A 26,300-nucleotide genomic window follows, 5' to 3' on the forward strand; every position below is an offset into this window, starting at 1 on the left:
TGATGGAAACCGCCAGGGCGGCTACCAGGGAAGAAACGACGGAAACCGTCAGGGCGGCTATCAGGGAAGAAACGACGGAAACCGTCAGGGTGGCTTCCAGGGCAGAAATGACAACCGTCAGGGTGGAAACCGCGGCGGAATGGGCATGTCCAAACCGTCCTTCGATACTCCGCTTGCACAGAAGCAGCAGAATACGAAGCAGAGCAAGAATGCTTACAAGAAAGAGCATGACGCAAAGAAAGACCGCGACATGGAGATGAAAGGCAAACCAGGAAAGGGCCAGAAGGGCGTAAAAGCTCCGGTTATGCCGCAGCCGAAGAAGGAGGAGGCGAAGGTCGAGGAGATCAAGACCATCGTGATCCCGGAGGTTATCACCATCAAGGAACTCGCGGAAAAGATGAAATTACGTCCGGCTGATATCGTTAAGAAGCTCTTCTTACAGGGCACGATCGTGACGATCAACCAGGAGATCGACTTTGAGAAAGCCGAAGAGATCGCAATGGAATATGACGTTCTCTGCGAGAAAGAGAAGAAAGTCAATGTCATCGAGGAACTCTTAAAAGAGGATGAAGAGGACGAGAAGGACATGGTTCCGAGACCGCCGGTCATCTGCGTAATGGGTCATGTCGATCACGGTAAAACTTCTCTTCTCGATGCGATCCGCCAGACAAACGTTACCTCCAGAGAGGCAGGCGGCATCACACAGCACATCGGTGCTTATGTTGTAGATTACAACGGCCAGAAGATCACATTCCTCGATACACCTGGTCATGAGGCGTTCACAGCCATGCGTATGCGCGGTGCCCAGGCAACCGATATCGCGATCCTCGTAGTAGCAGCGGACGACGGTGTTATGCCGCAGACCGTTGAGGCGATCAACCATGCGAAAGCCGCAGGCGTTGAGATCATCGTTGCGATCAACAAGATCGATAAGCCGAGCGCAAACGTAGAGAGAGTAAAACAGGAATTATCCGAGTATGAGCTGATCCCTGAGGACTGGGGCGGAAATACCGTATTCGTACCGGTTTCCGCACATACAAAAGAGGGAATCCCGGAACTTCTCGAGATGATCCTTTTAACAGCAGAAGTAAAAGAGCTAAAGGCAAACCCGAACCGCCGCGCAAGAGGCCTTGTGATCGAGGCGCAGCTTGATAAGGGAAGAGGACCGGTCGCAACTGTTCTCGTACAGAAAGGTACGTTAAGAGTCGGCGACGCAGTAGCGGCAGGCTGCTGCTACGGTAAAGTCCGCGCGATGATGGACGACAAGGGCAACCGTGTCAAAGAGGCAGGCCCGTCCACTCCGGTCGAGATCCTCGGTCTCAATGACGTTCCGAACGCAGGCGAGATCTTCATCGCCCACCAGAACGAGAAAGAGGCGAGAAGCTTCGCTGAGACATTCATCGCTGAGAGCAAGAACAAGCTGATCGAAGATACAAAGGCAAAACTTTCCTTAGACGACCTGTTCTCCCAGATCAAGGCCGGAAATGTCAAGGAACTTCCGATCATCGTAAAAGCCGATGTACAGGGTTCCGTAGAGGCTGTAAAACAGAGTCTCGTAAAACTTTCCAACGAGGAAGTTGTTGTCAAAGTCATCCATGGCGGCGTCGGCGCGATCAACGAGTCCGATGTTTCCCTTGCATCCGCTTCCAACGCGATCATCATCGGTTTCAACGTTCGTCCGGACGCACAGGCGAAGTCCATCGCAGACCGCGAGAAAGTCGATATGCGTCTGTACCGTGTCATCTACCAGGCGATCGAGGATGTCGAGGCAGCCATGAAGGGTATGCTCGACCCGGTATACGAGGAGCAGGTAACCGGTCATGCGGTTGTCCGCCAGACATTCAAGGCATCCGGAGTCGGCACGATCGCTGGTTCCTATGTGCTTGACGGTAAGATCACCCGCGGAAGCAAGGCACGCATCACAAGAGACGGTGAGCAGATTTTCGAGGGACCGCTTGCATCCTTAAAGCGTTTCAAGGACGATGTGAAGGAAGTTGCAGCAGGTTACGAGTGCGGTCTTGTATTCGAGGGATTCAACGATCTCCAGGAAGACGATATGATCGAAGTTTACATCATGGTAGAGGTACCGAGATAGGTTTTAAAGAAGAGGTAATATCATGAGAAAAAACAGTGTTAAAAATATCCGGATCAACGGCGAGGTCCAGAAAGCTCTGAGCGAGATCATCCGCTCCGAGCTCAAGGATCCGCGCATTCATCCGATGACAAGCGTGGTCCAGGTCTCGGTCACACCGGACCTCAAGATCTGCAAGGCGTATATCAGCGTTCTTGCGGATGAGGAGCAGGCAAAAGATACGATCCGCGGCTTAAAGAGCGCGGAGGGCTTTATCAGGACCCAGCTCGCGAAGAAGATCAACCTCCGGAATACTCCGGAGATCTTCTTCGTGCTGGATCAGTCCATCGAGTACGGCGTCCGCATGTCAAAACTCATCGATGAGGTGACAAAGGATCTGCCGGATGAGGATGATAAGAAAGAAAACGACGACCAGTAGAAAATCTGGTGAATGATCGGAGCGGTCCGGAGGAGTATCCGGGAGCCGGAACGATCGGAACAGAAGACGCACCGCGGCTGCGGAAATGAAGCAGCCGCGGAGGATCATATGGAGGAATCCGGTCAGACGCGCGCGGCGCGGATTCTGCCGGATTTTTCTGATTACGAGGAGGCGAAAGCATTGGGAATTCTTGATGAGATGCTGGAGGGAAAGAAGAGCATCGTGATCTTAGGACATGTAAACCCGGATGGGGACTGTATCGGATCCTGCCTGGGACTTTATAATTATCTGAAGGAAAATTATGAGGGACTTGAGGTTTCGGTCTATCTGGAGAAAATGGGAGTGAAATTTTCCTATCTTTCCGGTTATAATGATGTACACACAGAATATGACGGAACAAAAACATTCGATCTTTGCATCACATCGGATGCCAGCGATGTTCCGCGCCTCGGTGCGTTCGCACCTTACCGGGAGACGGCAAAGGACACGTTCTGTATCGACCATCATATCACAAACAAAGGTCTCTGCAGGGTCAATGTGATCGAAAGCGGGGCGAGCTCCGCGAGCGAAGTGCTGTTTGGTCTCCTCGATCAGGACAAGATCAGCAAAGCGGTCGCAGAGTGCCTGTATACAGGGATTGCCCATGACACAGGCGTCTTCAAGTATTCCAACACCTCCAGGAAGACCATGGATATCGCGGGGTTCCTGATGGAGAAAGGGATCGATTTCCCGAAGATCATCGATGAGAGCTTTTTCGCAAAGACATACGGTCAGGCAAAACTTCACGGACGTGCGCTCCTCGACAGTGTCAGGATCCTCGACGACCGCTGCATCTATACTGTGGTGACAACGGATGAGTTAAAGGAATACGGATGCACGGTCAAGGCGACGGACGGGATCGTGGACCAGCTGCGAGTCATTGAGGGCGCAGAGGTCGTATTCCTGCTCTATGAGACGGGAAATTCGGACGAATATAAGGTGAGCCTCAGGACGAACTCGGAGGTTGATGTGAGCAGGATTGCCCAGAGCTTCGGCGGCGGCGGTCATGTAAAGGCTGCAGGCTGCACGATGACAGGAAAGCCGGAGGAGATCGCAGAGAAGATCAGCGGAAAGATCAAAGAGCAGTGGGATGAAAATGCTGCTTTTCACGGGTGAAAATTTTCTGGAATGAAAATTCCGGGACCGTGTGTCCATAAGAGCGGAGGAAAGAATGTACGACGGAATTATTAACGTATATAAAGAAAAAGGATTCACCTCCCACGATGTCGTGGCGAAAATGAGAGGGATCCTCGGACAGAGAAAGATCGGTCATACAGGGACTCTTGACCCGGCGGCGGAAGGCGTTCTTCCGGTGTGTGCCGGAAAAGGAACAAAACTCTGCGATATGCTGACCGATCATGATAAGACATACCGGGCTGTTCTTCTTCTGGGAACGGAGACGGACACGGAGGATACAACGGGGACAGTGATCGGGACAAAGGACACGTCAGGACTTACAGAAAGTCAGGTCCGTGAGGCAGTCCTCTCCTTTACCGGGGATTATGACCAGGTTCCTCCGATGTATTCGGCGTTAAAAGTCGATGGAAAGAAATTATATGAACTTGCAAGAGAGGGAAAGACCGTGGAGCGGAAGGCGCGCCCGGTAAAGATCTTCGATATTCAGATCGAGACGATAGATCTCCCGGAGGTCACAATGACCGTGTCCTGCTCAAAGGGAACGTATATCCGGACCCTGTGCCATGATATCGGCGCGAAGCTTTCCGTCGGCGGATGCATGAAGGAACTGCTCCGCACGAAAGTGGGGAGATTTGAGATCAAAGACAGCCTGAAGCTGGATGATCTTCAGAAGTTGAAGGAGGAAGGGCGCCTCGGTGAGGTGGTACTTCCGGTGGAGGAAGTCTTTAAAGATCTTCCGGAGATCCGATCGGAGACGGAGGAGCTGGATAAGCTCTTAAAGAACGGAAATCCGTTCCGCAGCCGCGCGGTGAAGAATGTAACAGACGGGGACATGTTCCGCGTTTACCATTCGGATGGAACGTTTATCGGCGCATTTCGGTATGACGCGGAAAAACGGATGTACTATCCGGAGAAAATCTTTCTGGGAGGAAATTGACATGCAGTACATCGCAGAAACCAGAGAGTTTCAGATCAAAGAGAAGACAGTTGTCAGCATCGGAAAGTTTGACGGACTTCACAGAGGTCACCAGAAGCTGATGCACGAGATGCTGAAATGGAAGGAACAGGGATTTAAGATCGCCGTGTTCACGTTCGCGACGCCTCCGTGGACGCTCGTGAAGGGAAAAATGCAGACCATGATCATGACGAACCCGGAGCGCGAGATGCTCCTGGAGCAGGTCGGCGTGGATTATATCGTGGAGTACCCGTTTGACGAGGAAGTCTGCCATATGGCACCGGAACAATTTATCTCCGATATTCTTGTCGGGCGGATGAACGCCGGAGTCATTGTCTCCGGACCGGACTGCCATTTCGGATACAAAGCGGCCGGGGACTGTGCGATGCTGGAGCGGCTTTCCGGAGAGTATGGTTATCGCTATTTTATCGTGGATAAAGAGCGCGATGAGGAAGGAAAGATCATCAGCAGCACCTATATCCGGGAAATGCTGGCGGATGGAAATATCCGGAAGGCGAATGACCTGCTGGGATATTGTTATTTTGTCACCGGAAAAGTGGAGCATGGAAATGCGATCGGGCATACAAAGCTGTATCCGACGGCGAATCTGATCCCGCCGGCTGTGAAGCATCTTCCGAAGTTCGGCGTCTATGTGACGCGGGTGACTGTGGACGGAAAGGTTTACGGAGGCCTTACGAATGTAGGAGCGAAACCGACGATCTCCGGGGATAATCCGATCGGTGTGGAGACATATCTCTATGATTTTTCGGGGGATCTCTACGGAAAAGAGATGAAAGTGGAGCTCCTCGATTTTGTGAGACCGGAGATGAAGTTTGCATCGATCGACGCGCTGAAAGCGCAGCTGGATCATGATATCAGGGAGTGCAGGGAACGCTATCACTCTTTTCAGAAAAGCCAGCTTGGCTGAATACAGATAAAACAGAGTCAGAAAAGGATGCGCCTGGATCTTGAAAGAAAAAAGGCGGCAGAATGACTGGAAAAGTGGAGAAGGAAAATTGGAGTTAGAAAATAAGCCGGATGGCGAGGGAAAAGGAACGTCCGGGCAGAAGCCGACGATGACATATGCGGAATTCAAAGCCCAGAAAGGAAGAAAACGGGGAAGAGACCGCGGACCTGGAATAAATAAGGATCTTGCAGTGAAGATCGCTGCCGTGTGCGGCGGCGTGGTCGTCCTCGTCGGAGCCGTTGGCGGCGGACTTTACTGGCATGAATCTTTAAAATACAAGACATGTTTTCTGCCGGGAACCATCGTTGACGGGATGGATGTGACAGGAAAGACGGCGGCGGAAGTGGAAGACGCGATCATGGAGCAGTTAAAGGGCTACAAACTCACGATCAACGGGCGTGAGGATCTCTCCGAGTCGATCACCGGGGAAGAAGTGGGACTCTACGCGGAGTTTGACGATACCCTGGCGAAGGCGATCGCGGCCCAGAAACCGATGGAGTGGGGAAAATACCGCTTCGGAAAATCCGTGAATGAGGTGAATACGGACGCGCTGATCCGATACAATGATGAGATGCTGGGCGAAGCGGTGGACAGTCTTTCCTGCATGGATAAGGAAAATATGAGAGAACCGCAGGACGCGAAGATCTCTGATTATACGTCCGGGGGCTACACGATCATCAAAGAAGATGAGGGAACGGAGCTTCTGGAGGACAAGGTGAAAGAGGCGGTGGCCGCTGCGGTCATGTCTCTGGCGGAGAGCGTGGATCTGGAGGAACAGGGATGTTATGTGTCTCCGTCCATCACTTCCGAGGACGAGGCGTTAAAGACGGCTTGTGAGACGATGAACAAGTATGTCGGGGCAAGGATCACTTATCAATTCGGTGACAAGTCTGAGACTTTGAGCGGAGATGAGATCCACAACTGGCTGACTGTGAACGGAACGAGTGTCAGAATCAATGAGGGAAAGGCGACTGAGTATGTCAAGAAGCTGGCTGCCTCTTATGATACTGCGTATAAAGCGAAGAGTCTGAAGACATCCTACGGGAAGACGGTTTCCATCACCGGCGGAAGCTACGGTTATAAGATCAATCAGGCGAAGGAGGCAGCGACGCTTGTGAGCCTGATCAAAAACGGGGAACAGACCTCGAGGGAGCCGGAGTATTCCCAGAAGGGCGCGAGCCGGACGGGGAATGATTACGGGAATACATATGTGGAGATCAACCTTACGGCACAGCATCTTTATTTCTACGTGAAGGGAAAGCTGGTGGTCCAGTCGGATTTCGTATCGGGAAATGCGGCGAAGGGCTGGAGTACTCCTGCAGGAGCATATTCGATCACTTATAAGCAGCGGAATGCGACTTTAAAGGGACAGGGATATGCGACGCCGGTATCTTACTGGATGCCGTTTAACGGAGGGATCGGTCTTCATGACGCGAACTGGAGAAAGACGTTCGGTGGGACGATCTACAAGACGAACGGTTCTCATGGATGTGTCAATCTGCCGCCGGCGGTCGCAAAGACGATCTACGAGAATATTTCGGCGGGCGATCCGGTCCTGTGCTACCATTTAGACGGTACGGAGAGTGCTTCGACGAGCGGAACGAAGAAGGATGAGACGGCGGCGACTACGGCTGCTGCGACGACGGCAGCACCGGAGACGACAGTAGCGCCGACAACGGCAGCACCGGAGACAACGGCGGCTCCTACAACAGCGGCACCGACTACGGAAGCGCCGACAACGCCTGCGGCGGGCGGTGATCAGGAGAGTGTCGGACCGGGGTTTGCGCCGGAGACGGAAGGGACGACGGAGCAGGAGGTTGGACCGGGATTTTGAGGAGAGTGAAAGCTGGTTGGCGGGAGTACGCGGTGAGCTTCCGGGCGCTCCAGCCCGGAAGCTCACCGCTGGGAATCGTCGGTAAGAGGGGAAAGCGCTTCGCGCTTCCTGGTGGGAGATTACAATTGAAGCTAAAAAGTGATCTAAAGCAATAAAAAGTGATTTACTTTTGCAGACAGGTATGATATACTGTCGGAGTATGCGAAAAGCGCCGACGCTCGGTCTGCGGATAACTCCAACCGGGACCTGGTGATCGGTAAGTTTTAAGAATTTTAAGGAGGAAATCACAATGATTTCAAAGGAAAAGAAAGCAGCTATTATCGCTGAGTATGGCAGAAAACCGGGCGACACAGGTTCACCGGAGGTTCAGATCGCAATTCTTACAGAGAGAATCGCTGAGCTCACAGAGCATTTAAAAGTTAACCCGAAAGATCATCACTCCAGACGTGGTCTTCTTATGATGGTTGGTCAGAGACGTGGTCTTCTTGCATACCTGAAGAAGAAAGATCTTGAAGGATACCGTGCTCTTATTGAGAAGTTAGGCATCAGAAAGTAATAGCAAACTTATGGGTGGAGCGCATGTTTTTCGTGTACTCCACCTTTGTGTTATCTAAGTAAACAAAATATTGGCAGAAGAAACGTCCGAGACCGCTAAAGTGTGCATGAGAAACATCGGAAAAATCCTGCTGCAGTGCAGGGGCATGGAGTGCCCATGGATTGTAACTCGTGTCCAGTTTAGTAGTTTCGGATGGATGTCCGGCAGGTCCCGGCCTGTTGACGGACAGATCCATTTCGGCTTCTTCTGTCGCAAATGAATGAAAAGGAGACGAAGCCATGTTTAAGAGTTTTTCCATGGAACTTGCAGGACGTACCCTCACTGTTGAGGTTGGCCGTGTTGCAAAGCAGGCAAATGGTGCAGCTTTCATGCACTACGGCGATACTGTTGTTCTTTCTACCGCAACAGCATCTGACAAGCCGAGAGACGGGATCGATTTCTTCCCGTTAAGTGTAGAGTACGAAGAGAAATTATACTCTGTAGGTAAGATCCCGGGCGGATTCACAAAGAGAGAGGGAAAGGCATCCGAAAATGCAACCCTTACCTCCCGTGTTATTGACCGTCCGATGCGTCCGTTATTCCCGAAGGACTACAGAAACGACGTAACACTTGACAACATTGTTATGTCTGTTGACCCGGACTGCAGCCCGGAGCTTACAGCAATGCTCGGTTCTGCGATCGCTACCTGCATTTCCGATATCCCGTTCGACGGCCCGTGCGCAATGACACAGGTTGGTTTAATTGACGGTGAGTTCATCATCAACCCGACTTCTGCACAGAAGAAGGTATCTGATCTTGCACTTACTGTTGCTTCCACAAGAGAGAAAGTAATCATGATCGAGGCCGGTGCAAAGGAAGTTCCGGAGCAGACCATGATCGATGCGATCTTCAAGGCACATGAAGTAAACCAGGAGATCATCAAGTTCATCGACCGCATCGTTGCTGAGTGTGGTAAAGAAAAGCACACTTACGAGAGCTGCGCAATTCCGGATGAGCTGTTCGCTGCGATCAAAGAGATCGTTCCGCCGGCTGAGATGGAAGAGGCAGTATTTACAGACGAGAAGCAGAAACGTGAGGAGAACATCCGCCAGATCACAGAGCGTCTCGAAGAGGCTTTCGCTGAAAACGAAGAGTGGCTTCCGCTTATCGGACAGGCTGTTTACCAGTATCAGAAGAAGACCGTAAGAAAGATGATCTTAAAAGACCACAAGCGTCCGGATGGCCGCCGCATCGACGAGATCCGCCCGTTAGCTGCTGAGATCGACATCCTTCCGCGTGTACATGGATCCGGTATGTTCACCCGTGGACAGACTCAGATCTTAAATGCCTGCACACTGGCTCCGCTTTCCGAGGCACAGCGTCTTGACGGTCTTGATGAGAATGAGACAACTAAGAGATATATGCACCACTACAACTTCCCGTCCTTCTCCGTAGGCGAGACAAAGCCGTCCAGAGGACCGGGACGCCGTGAGATCGGTCATGGCGCTCTTGCTGAGCGTGCTCTTGTACCGGTACTCCCGAGCGAGGAAGAGTTCCCGTACGCGATCCGTACTGTATCTGAGACAATGGAGTCCAACGGTTCCACATCCCAGGCCAGCATCTGTGCATCTACCCTGTCCCTTATGGCAGCAGGTGTTCCGATCAAGACTATGGTAGCTGGTATCTCCTGCGGTCTTGTAACAGGCGAGACAGATGACGATTATATCGTTCTTACCGATATCCAGGGTCTTGAGGACTTCTTCGGAGACATGGACTTCAAGGTAGGCGGTACTCACGAAGGTATCACTGCGATCCAGATGGATATCAAGATCCACGGTTTAACACGCCCGATCATCGAGGAGGCGATCAGACGCTGCCGTGAAGCAAGACTTTACATCATGGATAACATTATGGCTCCGGTTATCAGCGAGCCGAGAAAGACTCTGTCCAAGTACGCTCCGAAGATCACACAGATCACCATCGATCCGGCTAAGATCGGCGATGTAGTCGGCAAGCAGGGTAAAGTGATCAATAAGATCATCGAGGAGACAGGAGTTAAGATCGACATCACAGACGACGGTGCTGTAAACGTTTGCGGTACTGATCAGGAGATGATCGACAAGGCTATCGCTACCATCAGAAACATCGTGACAGATGTCGAGCCGGGCATGATCTACACAGGTAAGGTTGTCCGCATCATGGAATTCGGTGCATTCGTTGAGCTTGCTCCGAACAAGGATGGTATGGTTCACATCTCCAAGCTTTCTGACAAGCGCGTCGCTAAGGTTGAGGATGTTGTCAACATTGGCGATGAGGTTACCGTAAGAGTCGTTGAGGTAGACCGCATGGGCAGAATCAACCTGACGATGAGACCGGAGGACATGACAGCTGATCTTGAGAAGCTGACTCGTCCGGAGAGACGCGAGAGAAGCGACCGTCCGGAGAGACGTGACGACAGAAGAGGCGGACGCCGCGACGACAGACGTGAGCGTTCTGATAAGAAAGAGGATAACGAGTAATCGAAAACTGGGAAGGTAATGAACAGTTATAGAAGATCACCCGCTATATAAAACATGGGCCGCAGCCTGCAGCGTTTTGCTTTGCAGCCTGCGGCCTGTTTTCGTTTTATAGGAAAGGAGAGTATCATGACATTTACATATCCTGCTGTATTTACAAAGAAGGAAGACGGAACCGGTTTTCACGCATTTTTCCCGGATCTGGAGATGTGTGAGGCAGATGGCGCTGACTTAGAGGACGCGATCGAGAATGCCCGTGATGCGGCGCAGAACTGGATCAGTGTGGAGCTTGAGGAGTTTGAGGGCGATCTGCCGTTCGCGACTCATGTGGATGATATTGAGCTTGCGGAGAATCAGGTTGCAAAGCAGATCATGGTGAAGATCAAGTTTCTGCCGGACAGCGACTGAGGGAAAAGAACCGGTCGTCTCTGCGCTGAAATGCAGATATGAGGTTATTTTCACGGGCAGGAAGTGCCCGTGGATTGTAACGATGTGAGAGCATCATAATTTCAAGATCCCCGGAATAGGATTGTAACAAAATCCATGATGGGGATCTTATTTTATGTTCAGACGGTTGCCAAAACGCGCGAGAAAGGTGCTTACGGTGCTGGGAGTCCTGATGGTCATTTTGGGCGGGATCGCGGCATTTACTGGATGTCAGTCCGGGGCTTCGGAGGAGAAAAGGGGAGAGGATCTGGAGTTTACGGTCAGCGGGGAGGCGGATATTCCGGCAGCGCTGAAGGAGCTGATCGATAAGAAGAGGGAGAAAGCGTTTAAGCTTACATATGCGGACGGGCAGGAGATGTATATTGTGATCGGTGAGGGACCTCAGAAGGGCGGCGGGTACAGTGTGGCAGTGAAGGCGCTTTATGAGACGGATAATTCGATCGTGATCCGGACGGAGCTTCAGGGGCCGGAGGCCGGGGAGGCGAAGGGGACGGAAGAGTCGTTTCCGGTGTTGATCGTGAGGACGGAGTTTCGGGATAAGCCGGTGGTGTTTCAGTAGGATAGTTTAGCACTTTACTTTAGCGATGAATTCTGTTAAAATACTGGTAATTATTTTGGCGGATCTGCAAGCTGTCCGGAGGGGATTGTGCCGGAACGGGCTGGGTGATCTTTGATGGTTACGGATGAATGACAGAAGGAGAGGAAAAGGATGTTATTGAAGGATATCTGGCTTGATGTTAAGGCGGTGCAGGAGAGGGATCCGGCGGCCAGGAGTGCGCTGGAGGTTCTGTTGTTGTATCAGGGAGTTCATGCGCTGATCTGGCACCGGATCGCTCACTGGTTCTGGACGCATAATATGCGGTTTCTTGGGCGCCTGATCTCTCAGATTGCCAGATTTTTTACTTTGATCGAGATCCATCCGGGGGCAGTTTTAGGACATGGGATCCTGATCGACCATGGATGCGGGATCGTGATAGGGGAGACTACGGTTGTCGGGGATAATTGTACGATCTATCAGGGTGTGACTCTGGGCGGCGTCGGAACCAAGAAGGGAAAGCGCCATCCGACGATCGGAAATAATGTCCTGATCGGAGCCGGAGCGAAGATCCTCGGTGCTTTTGAGGTTGGGGATAATTGTCAGATCGCGGCGAATGCGGTCCTTCTGAAGCCATTGGAGGAGAACAGTACGGCTGCGGGAATTCCGGCGAGGCAGGTGAAGAAGGACGGTCTTCCGGTGAAGGATCCGGCGAAGAAGGTCAATATGGGGCACATCTGTAAGATCCAGGACACGATCGATGAGCTGGAGCGCCGGGTGTGGGAGCTTGAAAAAGAGCTGGAAGAGGCGAAGAAGGAGCTGTAAACAGCAGGTATAAAATGTTAAACGTCATCATACAATTTCCTGAAGCATAAACTGGAAAGGTATGGTGGCGTTTTTATGATGGAACTTTTGAAGAAGCATATCCACATGAATCGTCGCCGGGGGAACGTCACGTCCCAGATGACCCTGGATGACGATTTTAATGTGCCGGATTCCATGGATGATGTGGAGGAGCTGATCATGGAAAACGGGGAGGTAAAGATCGACTCGGTGAAAAATCCCGGTGAGAAGGCGGAGGTGAGTGGAAAGCTGGAGTTTCGGATCCTGTACCGGCGTCCCGGCGGGGAACTCACGGCGCTCGCGGGCAGCATTCCGTTTACGGAGACGGTACATATGCCGGGACTTTCGGAAAATGATTATGTTCAGGCGGGATGGGAGCTGGATGATCTGAACGTGAGTCTCATCAATTCGAGAAAGCTGAATGTCAAGGCACTCGTGACGCTGAACCTCAGGGCGGACGAGATCCGGGACATGGAGGCGGCGTCCGATGCGAAGTTTGACGGTGAGGTCGAGGTGTTAAAGAAGACGCTGACCGTGGCGGCGATCGCTGTGCGGCGGCGGGATACGTTCCGGGTGCGGGAGGTACTTTCAATACCGGGAAATAATCCGGATGCGGAGACTCTTTTGTGGCAGGATATGCGTCTTCAGGATGTGGAGACGAAGCCGCTCGACGGGAAGATCCATATCAACGGAGATCTTCTCGTGTTCGCAGTCTACTCGGCAGGCGGCGGGCAGATGCCGGTGCAGTGTTTTGAGGAGACTGTTCCGTTTTCCGGGGACGTGGAGCTTACGGAGTCGGCGGAGGACATGATCCCGTTTATCACGGTAAAGCTGGTGCACCGGGATCTAGAGCTGCAGCCGGATGCCGACGGGGAGCTGCGGGAGATCGCCGTGGACGCGGTCATGGAGCTGGATATCAGGCTCTATGAGGAGGAAGAGGTGGAGCTTTTGAGCGACCTCTATGCTTTGGACCGGGAAGTGATCCCGGAGACAGGCACTGTATGTTTTGATACGCTGGCGGTCCGGAACCAGGCGCGGACAAAGCTCCAGGAGAAGATACAGCTCACCGGGCGACAGAGGATCCTTCAGGTGTGCCATGCTGACGGGGATGTGAAGATCGACGAGGTGCAGATCAGGGAGGACGGGATCCACATGGACGGGGTGCTGGAGGTCCGGCTTCTGTACCTGACGGCGGATGATCAGGCGCCTGTCGGTGCGGCGTCGGAGGTCCTGCCGTTTCATCTGATGGCAGCCGCGGACGGACTGCCGCAGGATGCGGTCTACGAGATCGCGCCGGGGATTTCCGGACTTTCCGCGGTCATGGCAGGCGGGGATGCCGTTGAGGTGAAGGCGCAGATCACGGCGGATGTGCTGGTGCTGACTCCTGTGTGTGTGCAGACTGTGGCAGCGGTGACGGAGGAGCCGCTTGATACAGAGAAGTTAAAGAAGATGCCGGGGATCATCGGATATGTGGTGAAGCCGGGAGATACGCTCTGGAAGATCGCAAGGATGTTCCACACCAGCGTGGAGCGGATCATGGAACTGAATCATCTGACGGACAGCACGATCCGGTCCGGTGACAGGCTGATCCTGGTAAAAACGGTACAGGGCTGAAATTTTTATTTTCCCCGAATGTCTGGTTGCAATTCGGGGAAAATTTTATATAATGGTATGAGTGGGATTTTTGTTACTTTTCGCGGGTAGGAATTTTCTGAACTGAAAATTCCGTATGATACCATTATGGTCGCGGATTTTTTGCGCACGCCGGAAAGAGAAAAAAATTGCTTCCGGAGCTTCCGGAACCTTTCTGATGACGCCGCATAAAATAACAGTATCACAACAGAACAGGGCATCCCGATGCTTTCATATAGATTCCGCAGGCGCTGGCTTTCGGAGGACGGTAATGGATTCCATGGTCCCATTGCCGTTTACATAATATGTAAAAAGACGGAACGCGAAGCATCGGAAGATCGCGCTGCGGTGCGCGGGCAGGGAGTGCCTGGGTACCGGAACCTGAGAAAGAGAGAACGGCAGATGAACTACACATATCTTCTGGAGTGTTCGGACGGAACGCTTTACTGCGGATGGACGAATGATCTGGAAAAGCGGGTGAACGCGCACAATTCCGGGCGCGGCGCAAAATATACGAAACCGCGGCGGCCGGTGCGGCTGGTGTGGTATGAGACGTTCGAGACGAAGGAAGAGGCGATGAGCCGGGAAGCAAAGGTAAAACAGCTTTCCCGGAAACAGAAAGAGGAGCTGGTGGCCCAGGGGCCGAATAACCGGAACACAGGGAGAAAAGATTTATGATTCATACGTTAAAAAAGAAACTGGCAAAGGTACTCTGCGGCGTGCTCGTATTTGCCCAGATGGGGACGATACAGGCGTTCGCGAGACCGGACTGGCCGTCCGATACGGGGATCGAGGCGGAAGCCGGAGCTGTCATGGACGTGGACACGGGAACGATGCTCTTCGGACAGAACAGCCATGTGGAATATTATCCGGCGAGTATCACAAAGATCCTCACGGCGCTTGTAGTGCTGGAGCATGCGGACCTTACCGATACGGTTACTTACTCGGACAAAGCGATGAACTCCGTGGAGGCGGACAGCGGAAATAAGTTAAGCCTCGTGGCTGGCGATACGATGACGGTTGAGGACTGTCTCTATGCGCTGCTTTTGGCGTCCGTGAACCAGGCGGCCAACGCGCTGGCGGAACATGTCGCGGGCAGCATCCCGGATTTCGTGGATATGATGAATGCGAAGATCGCGGAGCTTGGATGCACGGAGAGCCATTTTGCGAATCCGTCAGGACTCAACAATGATGATCAGGTTGTCACTGCGTTCGACATGACAAAGATCGCAGCTGCGGCGTACAGCAATCCGAAGCTTTTAGAGATCAGCTCCGCGAAATCATGGAAGGTCGGTGCGACCACGAACAACCCGGACGGGGTGAGTGTGAGAAATGAGCACCGCCTTGTGATCACGGAGGATACCGAGAGCCCGTACTACTGTCCGGAGGCGGTTGCCGGAAAGACAGGGTATCTTTTAAAAGCGGGAAACACACTCGTTACATACGGAGAGAAGGACGGTAGACGTGTCGTATCTGTTATCTTAAAGGGAAGTCCAAGACAGTATTTTGTAGACGGAAAGAATCTCCTGCAGTTTGGACTGAACCGTTTCCAGAACGTGGACATCGCGGAGAATGAGACAAGATATGTCACAGGCGATGACCAGGTGGATGTCAACGGGACAAGCTATGCACCGTCTGATCTGGCGGTCCAGGCGGGAAAGAAGATCACACTCCCGAAGGATGCGAGCTTTGCGGACGCGGAGCTGAGTCTCGGTGCGGTTCCGGACGGAGCGCCGGAGGGAACGGTCGGCGTCCTGAACTATATTTATAACGAGAGAAAGATCGGATCCGCGTACCTGATGACGAAGGCGGGGGCGGAGGCGCTCGCGGCTGCGGAGGCAGCAGGCGGGACGGAGACCATGGCTGCGGAAGAACCGTCCGAAGAAAGTGCGGACGCAGCGGATCCTTCGTCCGATGACGGAAACACCGATGACCAGACAGAGACGGAGACCATGGGAGAAACGGATGTGACGACTGCGGCAGACAGTGAAGACGCGTCGGACCAGGCCGGAAGCGGAGATGTAAGAGCTGCATTCCCGGTGAAGATCGTCCTGATCATTGTGGGGATCCTTGCGGCAGCAGCCCTGATCGGCGGCGGTATCTGGTTCAGGATCCAGAGCAACAAGAAAGAGGCGGAAGCGGAAGCACTCCGGCGTGAAAAGAGAAGGCAGCGTCTCATGGCGGAAGGCGGCGACGCGGAAGCCGAATTCAACCGGCTGCTCGAGGAGAAGCGGAAGCGGGACGAAAAGAGACGGAAACGATAAAAAGACAGGCAGGATCCGGAATATGGATCTTGTGAGGAAAAGCGCCCGGGGTAAGAATCCGGTCATGCATAAGAACAATAATAAAGGAGCAGAGCTTGCTGGCGAAATGCTGGCAGGCTCTGCTTTTTCTGTTTACGCGAACAACGAGCCAAAGCCCGCGCTTGCGCGAGACCTTGGCCGACTGTCGCGATAACAAGGGGAAACTCGCGAAGCGTGTTTTCAATTGTTTCATTTCACAGGAAATGCCGATGGAACTTTCTATGAAACCAGGCAGGATAACCGCCAAAACAGTTCAGAATGACAAAGCAGCCGAAGTCTGCTATACTGAAAAAGGCGCGGTTTTTAGCCGCGCCGGAAATGAAAACAATAGAAATTGGTGTAGTTGGAAAGTTTGTAACTGTTCAGTAGGTCTGCGCATTTACTGCGCTGACCGTAAGAAAACATGGGTTTGAAGGCAAAAATCCCATCGGCGCAGCCGATCTGGAATGGATTTTTGCGTGTAACTTGCCATGCATCCGAAGGGAAGCTCCGGGGGAGGTTCCTGTAGGTGTGAAGGTACTGAACAGTTACGAAAATTTTATGCAGCTGCCACATATCCGTACATCATCATATAGTGGCAGAAGCTTCCTCCCATGACGAAGAGGTGGAAGATCTCGTGGGAGCCGAAGTTTTTGTGCTTTGAGTTGAAGATCGGCAGTTTCAGAGCGTAGATCACGCCGCCGATCGTGTAGATGATCCCGCCGGCGAGGAGCCAGGCGAAAGCGGCAGGAGTCAGGGCTGCGACGATCTGACGGATCGCCATGACGCACACCCAGCCCATCGCGATATAGATCACGGAGGAGAACCACTTCGGGCAGTTGATCCAGAGGGCGTTGATGATGATTCCCACGATCGCGATGCCCCAGACGAGGGACAGCATCCGGTATCCGGAACGGTTTCCGAGGACGATGAGGCATACCGGAGTGTAAGTTCCGGCGATCAGGATGAAGATCATCATGTGATCGATCTTTCGGAGAAGTTTATTGACATGCTCCGAGATATCGAAGGTGTGGTAGACCGTACTTGCGGCGTAGAGCAGGATCATACTGACGATGAACACGCTGAGCGCCTTTAAATGCATCGTTCCGGGGACGGATGCGGCTTTTACGAGAAGCGGCGCTGCGGCAGCCATAGCGGCCAGCATTGCGATAAAGTGAGTCAGCGCGCTTCCGGGATCTTTTATTTTCAGTTCCATAATCATTCCTCCAATCATGTGAATGAGTAACCTGTATTAAATACCAGAAACATGATATGTAGTTTTGAAAACTACTTATCATGTTTGAATATACTATACCACTTACGATAAAAATATGCAAGGGGAAATATTTTGATGTTAAAAGTATTATACGAGGATGACGAGATCATCGTCGTCGTAAAGCCGGCGGGAGTGGAATCCCAGGCGGCAAAACGATTCGCGCCGGATATGGTGAGTGAGGTAAAAAAACACCTGGTTATCAACAAATCATGCACACCGGGGAAGGAACCGTATGTGGGAGTTATCCACAGATTGGACAAGCCGGTTTCCGGTGTAATGGTGTACGCGAAGACGAAACGGGCAGCAGCGGCTTTGAGTGAGCAGGTTCAGAGCCATAAGATGAAAAAAATCTACACGGCAGTTGTCTACGGAAAGCCTGTGAATACGGTGGATAACTATGTGGATTATCTGGTGAAAACACCGGACGGGAATTATTCACAGGTTGTGGATAAGGGGATAACCGGAGCAAAGAAGGCGGAGCTCTCCTATGAGGTGTTAAAAACGATCGATGGGGAAGAGAATGGGATGCCCGGAAAAGGGCTGAGTCTCGTAAAAGTTGCATTAAAGACCGGAAGACATCACCAGATCCGTGTGCAGATGGCGTATCATGGAACGCCGCTTTATGGGGATATGAAGTATGGCATGGCGGCAGAAAAAAGAACATCAGCCGGAAATTTTTGCGGACAGAGAGAGTCGATCGCCCTTTGCGCATCATCGCTGACTTTTTTCCATCCGGTGACAAAAAAAGAAATGACGTTTGCGATGGAACCGGCGGGCGGTGTGTTCCAGCTTTTTAGGTGATGTGACTGCCCGGGGAATGCGATTCATGGAAAAAATGGAACAGGGAACCTGTTATCAGCGCGCATAGCAGGCGGATTTTGGACCATACTATGAGCAGTACAAAGGAAGTACAGAACAGAAAACAGGTGATTCCATGGTAAGCCCTGGGAAAGACTGAAGAAATATTTTAACAAGAGCAAGTAAGTCTCACGCTTTTGCTGCGTAAAGTAATAAGCAGTGGCAGGAAACTTGCACTGAGGATCACAGGGCGGGATGCAAAGGATCCCGGTGGATTTTCCTCCCTGTGATCCTTACGCAAAAAATGACAGATTGTCTTGCAAAATATGCTGTGATACAATGATGAAAACAGGCCAGTGAAAAATATACATATGCAGGAGGATGAAATCCATGACAGAAGATACCTTTACAATCAGAAAAGCAGCTCCGGCCGATCTTCCGAGAATCCATGAAATCTACGCGGCCGCCCGCCAGTTCATGCGTGACCACGGGAATTTCAGCCAGTGGGACGGCGAAGATGCTCCGGAGCGTCTGCTTCCGGGGGATATTGAAGCAGGAAATCTGTACGTTCTCGAGGAAGCAGGCGAGATCCATGCGGCCTTTGCTTTTATCATCGGCGCAGACCCATGCTACGCGGTGATTGAGCAGGGCGAGTGGAAATCCGATGCCCCATACGCCGCGGTACATCGTGTCGCGAGCGACGGAACCCTTCACAATGTCATCGGGCGGATCATGGATTTTGCAAAATCCAACATCTCCCATATCAGGATCGATACCCACGAACATAATAAAGTCATGCAGAAAGCCCTGGAAAAACAGGGATTTGAGAGATGCGGGATCATTTACGTTCCGGATGGAACACCGCGGATCGCGTTTGAGTGGATGAAGTGAGATTGTTCGAAGCGCGCGGGAACAGGAACGATAAAACGTAATGATACCAGGATACCGAGTAGGCCATAGAGCTTAGTCGGTATCTTTTTAATATAATTGTCAACCATATAAAAACAATAGGTTGACAATACGAAAATTCTGTGATAAGCTCCTTCTCAGTTCTTCTCTGTGATACCACCCGGGATCTGAGGATGGCGGCGGCTGTCTCAGAAGGTATGGGAGAGACGGGAAAAGCATGCGCATGTGCAGAAAGCTGAGACGCTCCGGATCGCTGGAGATTTCAGACATTTCAAGGGAAAATGTTCCGGATTGCCGGGACGTTCATGTATTTGAGGAGGAAATCATTTTGAAGCGTATGAAAACAAAAGACCTTGTGCTGTGCGCGATGTTTGTCGCGCTGATCGCAGTCGGGGCATTTATCAAGGTTCCTGTTCCGGTCGTTCCGTTTACCCTGCAGTTTCTGTTCACTATGCTGGCCGGGCTTCTTCTCGGCCCCGGAAACGGGGCGCTGGCGGTCGTGATCTACATCGTGCTGGGCCTGGCGGGACTCCCAATCTTTACGCAGGGCGGCGGGCCTGGCTACATCTTTCAGCCGAGCTTCGGGTACATCATCGGATTTGCGGCGGCCGCTTATGTGACCGGACGGATCGCGAATGAGAAAAGTCATCCCGGCTACGGACGGCTTCTGGCAGCAAATTTCATCGGCCTTTTTATCGTCTATGCGTTCGGCATGGTCTACTATTATGTGATCAGTAATTTCGTGCTGAACACACCGATCGGTCTGTGGCCGCTGTTTTTATACTGCTTCTTGCTGGCAGTTCCGGGGGATATCGCGCTGTGCATTCTGGCTGCGGCGATCGGAAAACGGATGATCCCGATGATCAGGGAAGGGAGACTTGGATAAGAGATGAGCAGAAATATTTTTATCACAGGCACGGGAACCGATGTCGGAAAGACGTATGTGACCGGTTTGATCGTGAAAAAGCTGAAGGAGAGCGGAGCGGACGCGGCCTACTATAAGGCGGCAATGAGCGGGAATGAGAGGCGCCCGGACGGCAGTCTGATCCCGGGGGATGCTCTTCAGGTAAAAACAATGTCGGGGATCCGTCAGCCGCTGGAGGAGATGTGTCCGTACGTCTATGAGACGGCAGTCTCCCCGCATCTGGCATCGCGGCTGGAGGGAAATCCGGTCCGGATGGAAACGGTACTGGAAAAGTTCCATGAAGTCTGTGAAAAATACGAATATGTGACCGTGGAGGGAAGCGGCGGGATCCTGTGTCCGCTCTGCTTCGATGAGGCAGATCTCCGCCTTCCGGATGTTGTAAAAGCCTGTGACCTTGGCTGTCTGATCGTCGCGGACGCGGGTCTTGGAACAATCAACGGCGTGGCTCTGACCGCATATTACCTCAAAGAACAGGGGATCGCTCTGAAGGGGATCATTTTAAACCACTACAGACAGGGAGACGTGCTCTGTGAGGACAACCGGAAAATGTGTGAATTTTATACAGGAGTTCCGGTCATCGCCTGTGTGGCGGATGGTGACACGGAACTTTCCATCGGGGCGGAGAAATTGAAGTCCTTATATGACGATGGGAAATCATGCAGCGCGAAACAGGCGGAGCAGGAAACAAAGATGAGATAAGGAGAAGAGAAAAATGATCTGGTATCCATATGAACAATTAAAGACAATGAAGGCACCGTACGAGATCGTGGACGCAAACGGGGTGTACCTGTATACAAAGGATCAGAAAATGATCGATTCCGTTTCCTCTTGGTGGAGCGTGATCCATGGATATAAGAATCCCGTCATCAACCAGGCGATCATCTCCCAGGTGGAAAAGTTTTCCCACGTCATGCTCGGCGGACTGACCCATGAGCCGGCGAGAAAACTTTCGGAAAAGCTGGCATCCTGGCTGCCGGGAGATCTGGACTATTGTTTCTTCTCTGATTCCGGCAGTGTGGCAGTCGAGGTTGCACTGAAAATGGCGCTTCAGTACTACATGAACCGCGGGGATGAAAAGAGAACGATGATCCTGGCGCTGGAGCATGCCTACCATGGAGACACTTTTAAGACGATGGAAGCTGGGGATGATGAAGATTATCATTTCGTGCTGAAGGCGTACGGGGCAAGCCCATATGTCGTCCATATCCCGACGGAGATCACGGCGCTGGAGCAGGCGTTTGAGACATACCATGACCGGCTGAACTGTGTATTGGTGGAGCCGCTTCTCCAGGGAGCCGGAGGTATGCGGATGTATGATGTATCGTTCTTAAAAAAGGCGCGGGAGCTCTGTGACCGGTACGGTGTGCTCCTGATCTTTGATGAGGTGGCGACCGGATTCGGGCGGACCGGAAACCGCTTTGTGGCGGATCTTGTCCTTCCGGACATCCTGGTTCTCGGAAAGGCTCTGACAGGCGGATATATCGGTCATGCCGCTACCGTGGCGAACCGGAAAGTATTTGAAGGCTTTTATGATGACGTTCCGGAACATGCCCTGATGCATGGACCGACCTTCATGGGAAATGCGCTGGCCTGCAGCGCGGCTCTGGCATCGATCGAGCTGTTTGAGACGCAGAATTACATGGAGAAGATCAGAAAGATCGAGGAGATCACACGCCGCGAGATGGCAGGTTTCACAGACCCGAGGATCCGGGAAGTCCGGATCATGGGTGGATGTGTCTGCGTTGAGGTCTACGATCCGGCCGTTCTGAAAGGATATCAGGAGTATGCTTACCAGAGAGGTGTGTTCAGCCGTCCATTTTTAAATTATCTCTACGCGATGGTTCCGTATGTGATCAAAGAGGAGGAACTGGTACAGGTCCTTCAGTGCATGAAGGATTGGTTTGCAAGGTAGACATGTGAGGCAGTGCGGCAGTCATGCAAGTCATGCAAAAAATTCCTGTTAAGATTTACAAAGCAGAGCCCTTATGCTATAATTTATAGTCGCGATGGACTTTTTTGCCGGAAAGCGGGAGTTGCATCGAAAAAGTAAAAATTGCGTACAGGAAAATTAAAGAAAGGCGAAGAGTCCTGCATGGAAAGGTTCTTCGAACAGGGATTAAAATAAAATGAAGCTTGGGATCGTCGGTCTGCCGAACGTAGGAAAAAGTACCTTATTTAACTCATTGACAAAGGCGGGTGCAGAATCCGCGAACTATCCGTTCTGTACTATCGACCCGAACGTGGGCGTTGTACCGGTACCGGATTTCCGTTTAAAACTTTTAACAGACCTCTATCACTCTGAGAAGACAACACCGGCTGTAATCGAGTTCGTTGATATCGCCGGCCTCGTAAAGGGCGCGTCCAAAGGTGAAGGACTTGGAAACCAGTTTCTTGCAAATATCCGTGAGGTTGACGCGATCGTTCATGTTGTCCGCTGCTTTGAGGACCCGAACGTCATCCATGTAGACGGAAGCGTTGACCCGCTCCGCGACATCGAGACGATCAACCTGGAGCTGATCTTCTCAGATATCGAGCTCATCGACCGCCGGATCGCAAAGATGGGAAAAGGCGCAGCTTCCAACAAGGCACTCGCGAAGGAATTAAATATCTTAAAGGCCGTAAAGGAACATCTTGAGAACGGCAACCTTGCAAAGAGCTTCGAGTGCGAGGACGAGGAGGAGCAGGCATTTGTCGCATCTCTCGACCTTCTCACCTGGAAACCGGTGATCTTCGCAGCGAACGTAGGTGAGGATGATCTCGCAGATGACGGTGCTTCCAACCCGCATGTACAGGCTGTCCGCAAGTTCGCGGCAGAAAACGACAGTGAGGTATTTGTCGTATGTGCCCAGATCGAGGAAGAGATTTCTGAACTCGACGATGATGAGAAGAAGATGTTCTTAGACGACCTCGGATTAAAAGAGTCCGGTCTTGACAAGCTGATCGCTGCAAGCTACCGTCTCCTTGGCCTGATCAGCTATCTGACAGCAGGAGAGAAGGAGACACGTGCATGGACCATCAAGGTTGGCACAAAAGCTCCGCAGGCAGCAGGAAAGATCCACTCCGACTTCGAGCGCGGATTCATCAAGGCAGAGGTTGTCAACTACAAGGATCTTTTAGACTGCGGTTCCTACAACGGTGCGAAGGAGAAAGGTCTTGTCCGCATGGAAGGTAAGGATTACGTGATGAAGGATGGAGATGTTGTTCTCTTTAGATTCAACGTATAATTTTTCAACTGGATCATAAATTTTTACAATAGATACGATCCCGGCAGAAAGTTTGTGAGTTTGTTGTGACAATCTCAGGATAACAGGAAATGTGAGCTGTTAAATGACTATCACAGAAGAATTATAAAAAATACAGGAAAAGCCATGGAATGAGTATTATGTACTGTTCCATGGCTTTTTTGTATCAAAATTTATCCTGTTCTGAGAAGTTCAACCTTTTGAACACGACGAGGTAACAGGTTCAGTGATGCGGAGGAAAAACTTCAACTAAGAGAAAATTTTCACAATGCAGGTATCAGATATTCTGCGCTGACCGAAATGAAGTGCAGACCACGTAGTCTTTTACTAGCGGTGCATGATCTCCCACACGGTGGAGACATAAAGCCGCAGCCCCGTGAGCAGGGACGACTCATCAAAATTAAAATGATCATTGTGGTGCGGAGCAGCAATATTGGAGCCGATGCACATATAAGCAGCCTTTCCGCCGTGGGACTGGACTTTTGCCATCAGGTAGGTGGCATCCTCAGACCCGGAGAAAGCGGCTTCCTTTACATAATTGGTGATCTCCGAGATTCTCGCGGCTCCGGCCCTGATGAACGGTTCCAGCTCTGCACTGCTGTCGGCACTCGAAGCGCTGCCCATGATCTTCGTATCCACGGAGCAGTCGAACATTTCGGCGGCCCCGTTTACCGCGTTCATCGCCTTTTTCAGGACAAGCTCCTGAATATCGGCGGTCTCCCCGCGTGTCTCAAAGCGGATCATGGCGTCCGCCGGGACCACATTCCGTCCGCTTCCGCCCTGGATCGTTCCGACGTTGATCCGGGATGCGCCTCTGGAGTCCTGGCAGGCGGTGTGCATGGCGAGAGTTGCCGAGCATGCCGCAAGGATTGCATTTTTTCCGTCCTGCGGGGACATTCCGGCATGAGCGGAGACTCCCTTAAATTCGGCATCGACCTTCGTTGTGGAGAGAAATTCTTTTGAGAGGGCGACGAGGGAACCGGTATTCCATCCCATCCCGAGGTGTCCGGTGAGAAGATAGTCCACATCATCGAGGATCCCGCCTTCCGCGATCGACTGTGCGCCGCGGACTCCTTCCTCGGCGGGCTGGAAGATGACTTTGATGGTCCCGCAAAGATCATTTTTGATCTCATTCAACGCGATACAGGTGTGGAGTCCCAGGGATGCGTGTCCATCATGACCGCACGCATGCATGGAGCCGTCATGGATCGAGCAGAATCCGTCTTTCACAGGCTGGCGGTCCGCATCGGTGCTCTCGGTGACATCGTTACAGTCGATATCAAAGCGGAGTGCGAGGACAGGTCCCGGCGTTCCGGTCTCGATCACGGCGCAGAGACCGGTGAAACCGTCCATTTTTTCGATGATTTCCGGGTCGGCGCCCTCTGCAAGCGCCCGGTCGATGGCGCTTTTCCGAACGCTTTCAGACGGGTAAGCCCAGAGATAATCCTTGTTGATGATCTCTTTTCCGTATTTCACCGGGATCCCGTGTTCCTTTAACTTCTTAATAAGAAGCGCGGTGGTGCGGTATTCGAGCCAGCCGGTCTCCGCGTGTCTGTGAAGATCGCGGCGCGTCCGGATCATGGAAGGTTCATATGATTTCAGTGTATCGAGATAGGATTGAATGTCCATGGCTGTTCCTCCTTGTAAGGGATAAATTCAGATGAATGTTTTCGAGTATTGTGGGAGCACGAAGTGCGGAACAATACGGTATCACAAGGGGTCAAAACCTTTTGACCCCAACATCTTATGGTTTCAGTATAAAAACTTATAAAATTGATGTCAATGGAAAGTATAAAATATACCGTAACAGGATTTTGCCGATGCTTCGCATTCCGAATCGGCAAAACCCGCGGCCACAACGGTATCATACGGAATTTTCAGTTCAGAAAATTCCTGCCCGCGAAAAGTAACCGGAAAGTTCCACAGGAATCGTCAACTTTTGTCGAATAAACATGAGGAGTGTCTGGCGAATCTGTTTGCTTTTTGCATGTTTTCGGAGTAAAATAAAACTCACCAAAGAAATAAAGGAGAAAAAATACGATATGACAGGAGCAGATGTAAGCTTCGTTCACCTCGGGATCACGATCCCGCATATGGTGAAGAGCTTTTCGATCGGAGGGATCTCCTTCGCATACTACGGGCTGATCATCGGGATCGGTATGATCATGGGACTTCTGGTCGCCCAGTCCGACGCGAAGCGCAGGGGACAGGATCCGGATATTTATGTTGATTTCGCACTCTACGGGATTATCTTTTCCATCATCGGAGCGCGGATCTACTATGTTTTCTTTCAGTGGGGATATTACAAAGACCACCTGCTGGAGATCGTGAATTTAAGGAAAGGCGGACTTGCGATCTACGGGGGAGTGATCGCCGGGATCCTGACGCTGCTCGTATTTACGAAAAAACGCCATCTTTCCTTTTTGTCCATGGCAGACAGCGCCTGCCTCGGACTTGTAACCGGACAGATGATCGGACGATGGGGAAACTTTGTGAACTGCGAGGCCTTTGGCCGTTATACGGACTGTCTGTTTGCCATGCGGCTCAAACGTAGTATCGTGAATGAAAGCATGATCTCACAGAACCTCCTCGACCATCTGATCCTTGACAACGGGATCGAGTACATTCAGGTCCATCCGACGTTCCTCTATGAATCACTGTGGAATTTCGGACTTCTGATGTTTATGCTCTGGTTCCGCAAACGGAAAACGTTCACGGGGGAAATGCTTTGTATCTATCTTGCCGGATACGGGATCGGAAGAACATGGATCGAAGGCCTGCGGACGGATTCTCTCCTGATACCAGGTACCGGGATTGCGGTATCCCAGGCGTTATCTGTTGTGCTGGCGACGGTATCTCTTGTGGTACTGATCTACCACAGGAGAAAAGCGTTCGCCCAGAGAAAGGGAGCAAACTGA

At 51.8% G+C, this 26,300-nt stretch carries 23 protein-coding genes; 21 read left to right on the forward strand and 2 right to left on the reverse strand.

From position 1 onward, the window contains the following. From infB to GPK90_RS14805, 14 genes are all read left to right on the forward strand, one after another. On the forward strand, nt 1-2,095 hold a 2,095-nt coding region (gene infB / locus GPK90_RS14740; protein ID WP_215703314.1), incomplete at its 5' end, for a translation initiation factor IF-2. 22 nt (nt 2,096-2,117) lie between these two features. After that, a complete protein-coding gene (gene rbfA, locus GPK90_RS14745) occupies nt 2,118-2,510 on the forward strand; it encodes a 30S ribosome-binding factor RbfA (protein WP_142412148.1) in 393 nt (130 codons plus the stop codon). A gap of 12 nt (nt 2,511-2,522) precedes the next feature. Continuing rightward, the gene (locus GPK90_RS14750; protein WP_252197491.1) at nt 2,523-3,665 is read left to right on the forward strand and encodes a DHH family phosphoesterase; all 1,143 of its coding nucleotides are present in this window, start codon (nt 2,523-2,525) and stop codon (nt 3,663-3,665) included. Between the two features lie 55 nt (nt 3,666-3,720). Then, on the forward strand, nt 3,721-4,623 hold the full coding sequence (gene truB, locus GPK90_RS14755) for a tRNA pseudouridine(55) synthase TruB (RefSeq protein ID WP_215703315.1): 903 nt from the start codon (nt 3,721-3,723) through the stop codon (nt 4,621-4,623). Between the two features lies 1 nt (nt 4,624). Then, nucleotides 4,625-5,569, forward strand: coding sequence for a bifunctional riboflavin kinase/FAD synthetase (locus GPK90_RS14760; protein ID WP_215703316.1), 945 nt, complete (start codon nt 4,625-4,627; stop codon nt 5,567-5,569). An 88-nt stretch (nt 5,570-5,657) separates the two neighbouring features. Continuing rightward, nucleotides 5,658-7,442, forward strand: a complete 1,785-nt coding sequence (locus GPK90_RS14765) for a L,D-transpeptidase family protein (RefSeq protein ID WP_215703317.1) — start codon at nt 5,658-5,660, stop codon at nt 7,440-7,442. 289 nt (nt 7,443-7,731) lie between these two features. After that, nucleotides 7,732-7,998, forward strand: a complete 267-nt coding sequence (gene rpsO / locus GPK90_RS14770) for a 30S ribosomal protein S15 (RefSeq protein ID WP_118298984.1) — start codon at nt 7,732-7,734, stop codon at nt 7,996-7,998. A 278-nt stretch (nt 7,999-8,276) separates the two neighbouring features. Further along, nucleotides 8,277-10,496 carry a polyribonucleotide nucleotidyltransferase gene (locus GPK90_RS14775; RefSeq protein WP_215703318.1) on the forward strand — a complete coding sequence of 740 codons (2,220 nt, stop codon included), beginning with the start codon at nt 8,277-8,279 and terminating at the stop codon, nt 10,494-10,496. 126 nt (nt 10,497-10,622) lie between these two features. Next, nucleotides 10,623-10,901 carry a type II toxin-antitoxin system HicB family antitoxin gene (locus GPK90_RS14780; RefSeq protein WP_118298987.1) on the forward strand — a complete coding sequence of 93 codons (279 nt, stop codon included), beginning with the start codon at nt 10,623-10,625 and terminating at the stop codon, nt 10,899-10,901. 154 nt (nt 10,902-11,055) lie between these two features. Beyond that, entirely contained in the window at nt 11,056-11,499 is a 444-nt protein-coding gene (locus GPK90_RS14785; protein ID WP_215703319.1) for a protease complex subunit PrcB family protein, read from the forward strand. Between the two features lie 150 nt (nt 11,500-11,649). After that, nucleotides 11,650-12,300: a serine O-acetyltransferase gene (gene cysE, locus GPK90_RS14790; RefSeq protein WP_215703320.1), complete on the forward strand. Its 651-nt coding sequence runs from the start codon at nt 11,650-11,652 to the stop codon at nt 12,298-12,300. Nucleotides 12,301-12,375: 75 nt separating this feature from the next. Next, a complete protein-coding gene (locus tag GPK90_RS14795; protein WP_346011269.1) occupies nt 12,376-13,932 on the forward strand; it encodes an SPOCS domain-containing protein in 1,557 nt (518 codons plus the stop codon). Nucleotides 13,933-14,352: 420 nt separating this feature from the next. After that, nucleotides 14,353-14,628, forward strand: a complete 276-nt coding sequence (locus tag GPK90_RS14800; RefSeq protein ID WP_118298991.1) for a GIY-YIG nuclease family protein — start codon at nt 14,353-14,355, stop codon at nt 14,626-14,628. Continuing rightward, a complete protein-coding gene (locus tag GPK90_RS14805) occupies nt 14,625-16,214 on the forward strand; it encodes a D-alanyl-D-alanine carboxypeptidase family protein (RefSeq protein WP_215703321.1) in 1,590 nt (529 codons plus the stop codon). Before GPK90_RS14800 ends, GPK90_RS14805 begins: the two co-directional genes overlap by 4 nt. 577 nt (nt 16,215-16,791) lie before the next feature. Here the strand turns inward: GPK90_RS14805 and trhA are convergent. Then, nucleotides 16,792-17,448: a PAQR family membrane homeostasis protein TrhA gene (trhA, locus tag GPK90_RS14810; protein ID WP_118298993.1), complete on the reverse strand. Its 657-nt coding sequence runs from the start codon at nt 17,446-17,448 to the stop codon at nt 16,792-16,794. 135 nt (nt 17,449-17,583) lie between these two features. Between trhA and GPK90_RS14815 the strand changes: the two genes are divergently transcribed. The 6 genes from GPK90_RS14815 to ychF all read left to right on the forward strand — a co-directional run bounded on the left by GPK90_RS14815 (nt 17,584) and on the right by ychF (nt 23,364). Continuing rightward, nucleotides 17,584-18,309: an RluA family pseudouridine synthase gene (locus GPK90_RS14815; RefSeq protein ID WP_118530718.1), complete on the forward strand. Its 726-nt coding sequence runs from the start codon at nt 17,584-17,586 to the stop codon at nt 18,307-18,309. 387 nt (nt 18,310-18,696) lie between these two features. Continuing rightward, complete coding sequence (locus GPK90_RS14820; RefSeq protein WP_118298995.1) at nt 18,697-19,197, forward strand: GNAT family N-acetyltransferase; 501 nt, start codon at nt 18,697-18,699, stop codon at nt 19,195-19,197. Between the two features lie 355 nt (nt 19,198-19,552). Then, the gene (locus GPK90_RS14825) at nt 19,553-20,101 is read left to right on the forward strand and encodes a biotin transporter BioY (RefSeq protein ID WP_118299020.1); all 549 of its coding nucleotides are present in this window, start codon (nt 19,553-19,555) and stop codon (nt 20,099-20,101) included. Nucleotides 20,102-20,104: 3 nt separating this feature from the next. Then, nucleotides 20,105-20,839 carry a dethiobiotin synthase gene (gene bioD, locus GPK90_RS14830; protein ID WP_215703322.1) on the forward strand — a complete coding sequence of 245 codons (735 nt, stop codon included), beginning with the start codon at nt 20,105-20,107 and terminating at the stop codon, nt 20,837-20,839. A 13-nt stretch (nt 20,840-20,852) separates the two neighbouring features. Then, the gene (gene bioA / locus GPK90_RS14835) at nt 20,853-22,052 is read left to right on the forward strand and encodes an adenosylmethionine--8-amino-7-oxononanoate transaminase (protein WP_215703323.1); all 1,200 of its coding nucleotides are present in this window, start codon (nt 20,853-20,855) and stop codon (nt 22,050-22,052) included. 214 nt (nt 22,053-22,266) lie between these two features. After that, nucleotides 22,267-23,364 carry a redox-regulated ATPase YchF gene (ychF, locus tag GPK90_RS14840; RefSeq protein WP_118530747.1) on the forward strand — a complete coding sequence of 366 codons (1,098 nt, stop codon included), beginning with the start codon at nt 22,267-22,269 and terminating at the stop codon, nt 23,362-23,364. Between the two features lie 345 nt (nt 23,365-23,709). Here ychF and GPK90_RS14845 read toward each other — a convergent pair whose 3' ends face one another. Further along, nucleotides 23,710-25,011 (reverse strand): amidohydrolase, encoded by a 1,302-nt coding sequence (locus GPK90_RS14845; RefSeq protein WP_215703324.1) that lies wholly within the window; start codon nt 25,009-25,011, stop codon nt 23,710-23,712. Between the two features lie 413 nt (nt 25,012-25,424). Here GPK90_RS14845 and lgt point away from each other — a divergent pair, with 413 nt between their 5' ends. Continuing rightward, the gene (lgt, locus tag GPK90_RS14850) at nt 25,425-26,300 is read left to right on the forward strand and encodes a prolipoprotein diacylglyceryl transferase (RefSeq protein ID WP_118322479.1); all 876 of its coding nucleotides are present in this window, start codon (nt 25,425-25,427) and stop codon (nt 26,298-26,300) included.

The organism is Clostridium sp. MCC344 (genome assembly GCF_018785365.1).
Lineage (GTDB): Bacteria > Bacillota > Clostridia > Lachnospirales > Lachnospiraceae > Pilosibacter.

What these genes read in the sequence shown, in the direction of transcription:
- GPK90_RS14780 (WP_118298987.1), top strand. Translation starts at nt 10,623, where the DNA reads ATGACATTTACATATCCTGCTGTATTTACAAAGAAGGAAGACGGAACC.
- GPK90_RS14785 (WP_215703319.1), top strand. Translation starts at nt 11,056, where the DNA reads ATGTTCAGACGGTTGCCAAAACGCGCGAGAAAGGTGCTTACGGTGCTG.
- bioA (WP_215703323.1), top strand. Translation starts at nt 20,853, where the DNA reads ATGATCTGGTATCCATATGAACAATTAAAGACAATGAAGGCACCGTAC.
- rpsO (WP_118298984.1), top strand. Translation starts at nt 7,732, where the DNA reads ATGATTTCAAAGGAAAAGAAAGCAGCTATTATCGCTGAGTATGGCAGA.
- GPK90_RS14750 (WP_252197491.1), top strand. Translation starts at nt 2,523, where the DNA reads ATGATCGGAGCGGTCCGGAGGAGTATCCGGGAGCCGGAACGATCGGAA.
- GPK90_RS14800 (WP_118298991.1), top strand. Translation starts at nt 14,353, where the DNA reads ATGAACTACACATATCTTCTGGAGTGTTCGGACGGAACGCTTTACTGC.
- cysE (WP_215703320.1), top strand. Translation starts at nt 11,650, where the DNA reads ATGTTATTGAAGGATATCTGGCTTGATGTTAAGGCGGTGCAGGAGAGG.
- GPK90_RS14825 (WP_118299020.1), top strand. Translation starts at nt 19,553, where the DNA reads ATGAAAACAAAAGACCTTGTGCTGTGCGCGATGTTTGTCGCGCTGATC.
- truB (WP_215703315.1), top strand. Translation starts at nt 3,721, where the DNA reads ATGTACGACGGAATTATTAACGTATATAAAGAAAAAGGATTCACCTCC.
- rbfA (WP_142412148.1), top strand. Translation starts at nt 2,118, where the DNA reads ATGAGAAAAAACAGTGTTAAAAATATCCGGATCAACGGCGAGGTCCAG.
- ychF (WP_118530747.1), top strand. Translation starts at nt 22,267, where the DNA reads ATGAAGCTTGGGATCGTCGGTCTGCCGAACGTAGGAAAAAGTACCTTA.
- lgt (WP_118322479.1), top strand. Translation starts at nt 25,425, where the DNA reads ATGACAGGAGCAGATGTAAGCTTCGTTCACCTCGGGATCACGATCCCG.
- trhA (WP_118298993.1), bottom strand. Translation starts at nt 17,448, where the DNA reads ATGGAACTGAAAATAAAAGATCCCGGAAGCGCGCTGACTCACTTTATC.
- bioD (WP_215703322.1), top strand. Translation starts at nt 20,105, where the DNA reads ATGAGCAGAAATATTTTTATCACAGGCACGGGAACCGATGTCGGAAAG.
- GPK90_RS14760 (WP_215703316.1), top strand. Translation starts at nt 4,625, where the DNA reads ATGCAGTACATCGCAGAAACCAGAGAGTTTCAGATCAAAGAGAAGACA.
- GPK90_RS14805 (WP_215703321.1), top strand. Translation starts at nt 14,625, where the DNA reads ATGATTCATACGTTAAAAAAGAAACTGGCAAAGGTACTCTGCGGCGTG.
- GPK90_RS14775 (WP_215703318.1), top strand. Translation starts at nt 8,277, where the DNA reads ATGTTTAAGAGTTTTTCCATGGAACTTGCAGGACGTACCCTCACTGTT.
- GPK90_RS14845 (WP_215703324.1), bottom strand. Translation starts at nt 25,011, where the DNA reads ATGGACATTCAATCCTATCTCGATACACTGAAATCATATGAACCTTCC.
- GPK90_RS14815 (WP_118530718.1), top strand. Translation starts at nt 17,584, where the DNA reads ATGTTAAAAGTATTATACGAGGATGACGAGATCATCGTCGTCGTAAAG.
- GPK90_RS14820 (WP_118298995.1), top strand. Translation starts at nt 18,697, where the DNA reads ATGACAGAAGATACCTTTACAATCAGAAAAGCAGCTCCGGCCGATCTT.
- GPK90_RS14795 (WP_346011269.1), top strand. Translation starts at nt 12,376, where the DNA reads ATGATGGAACTTTTGAAGAAGCATATCCACATGAATCGTCGCCGGGGG.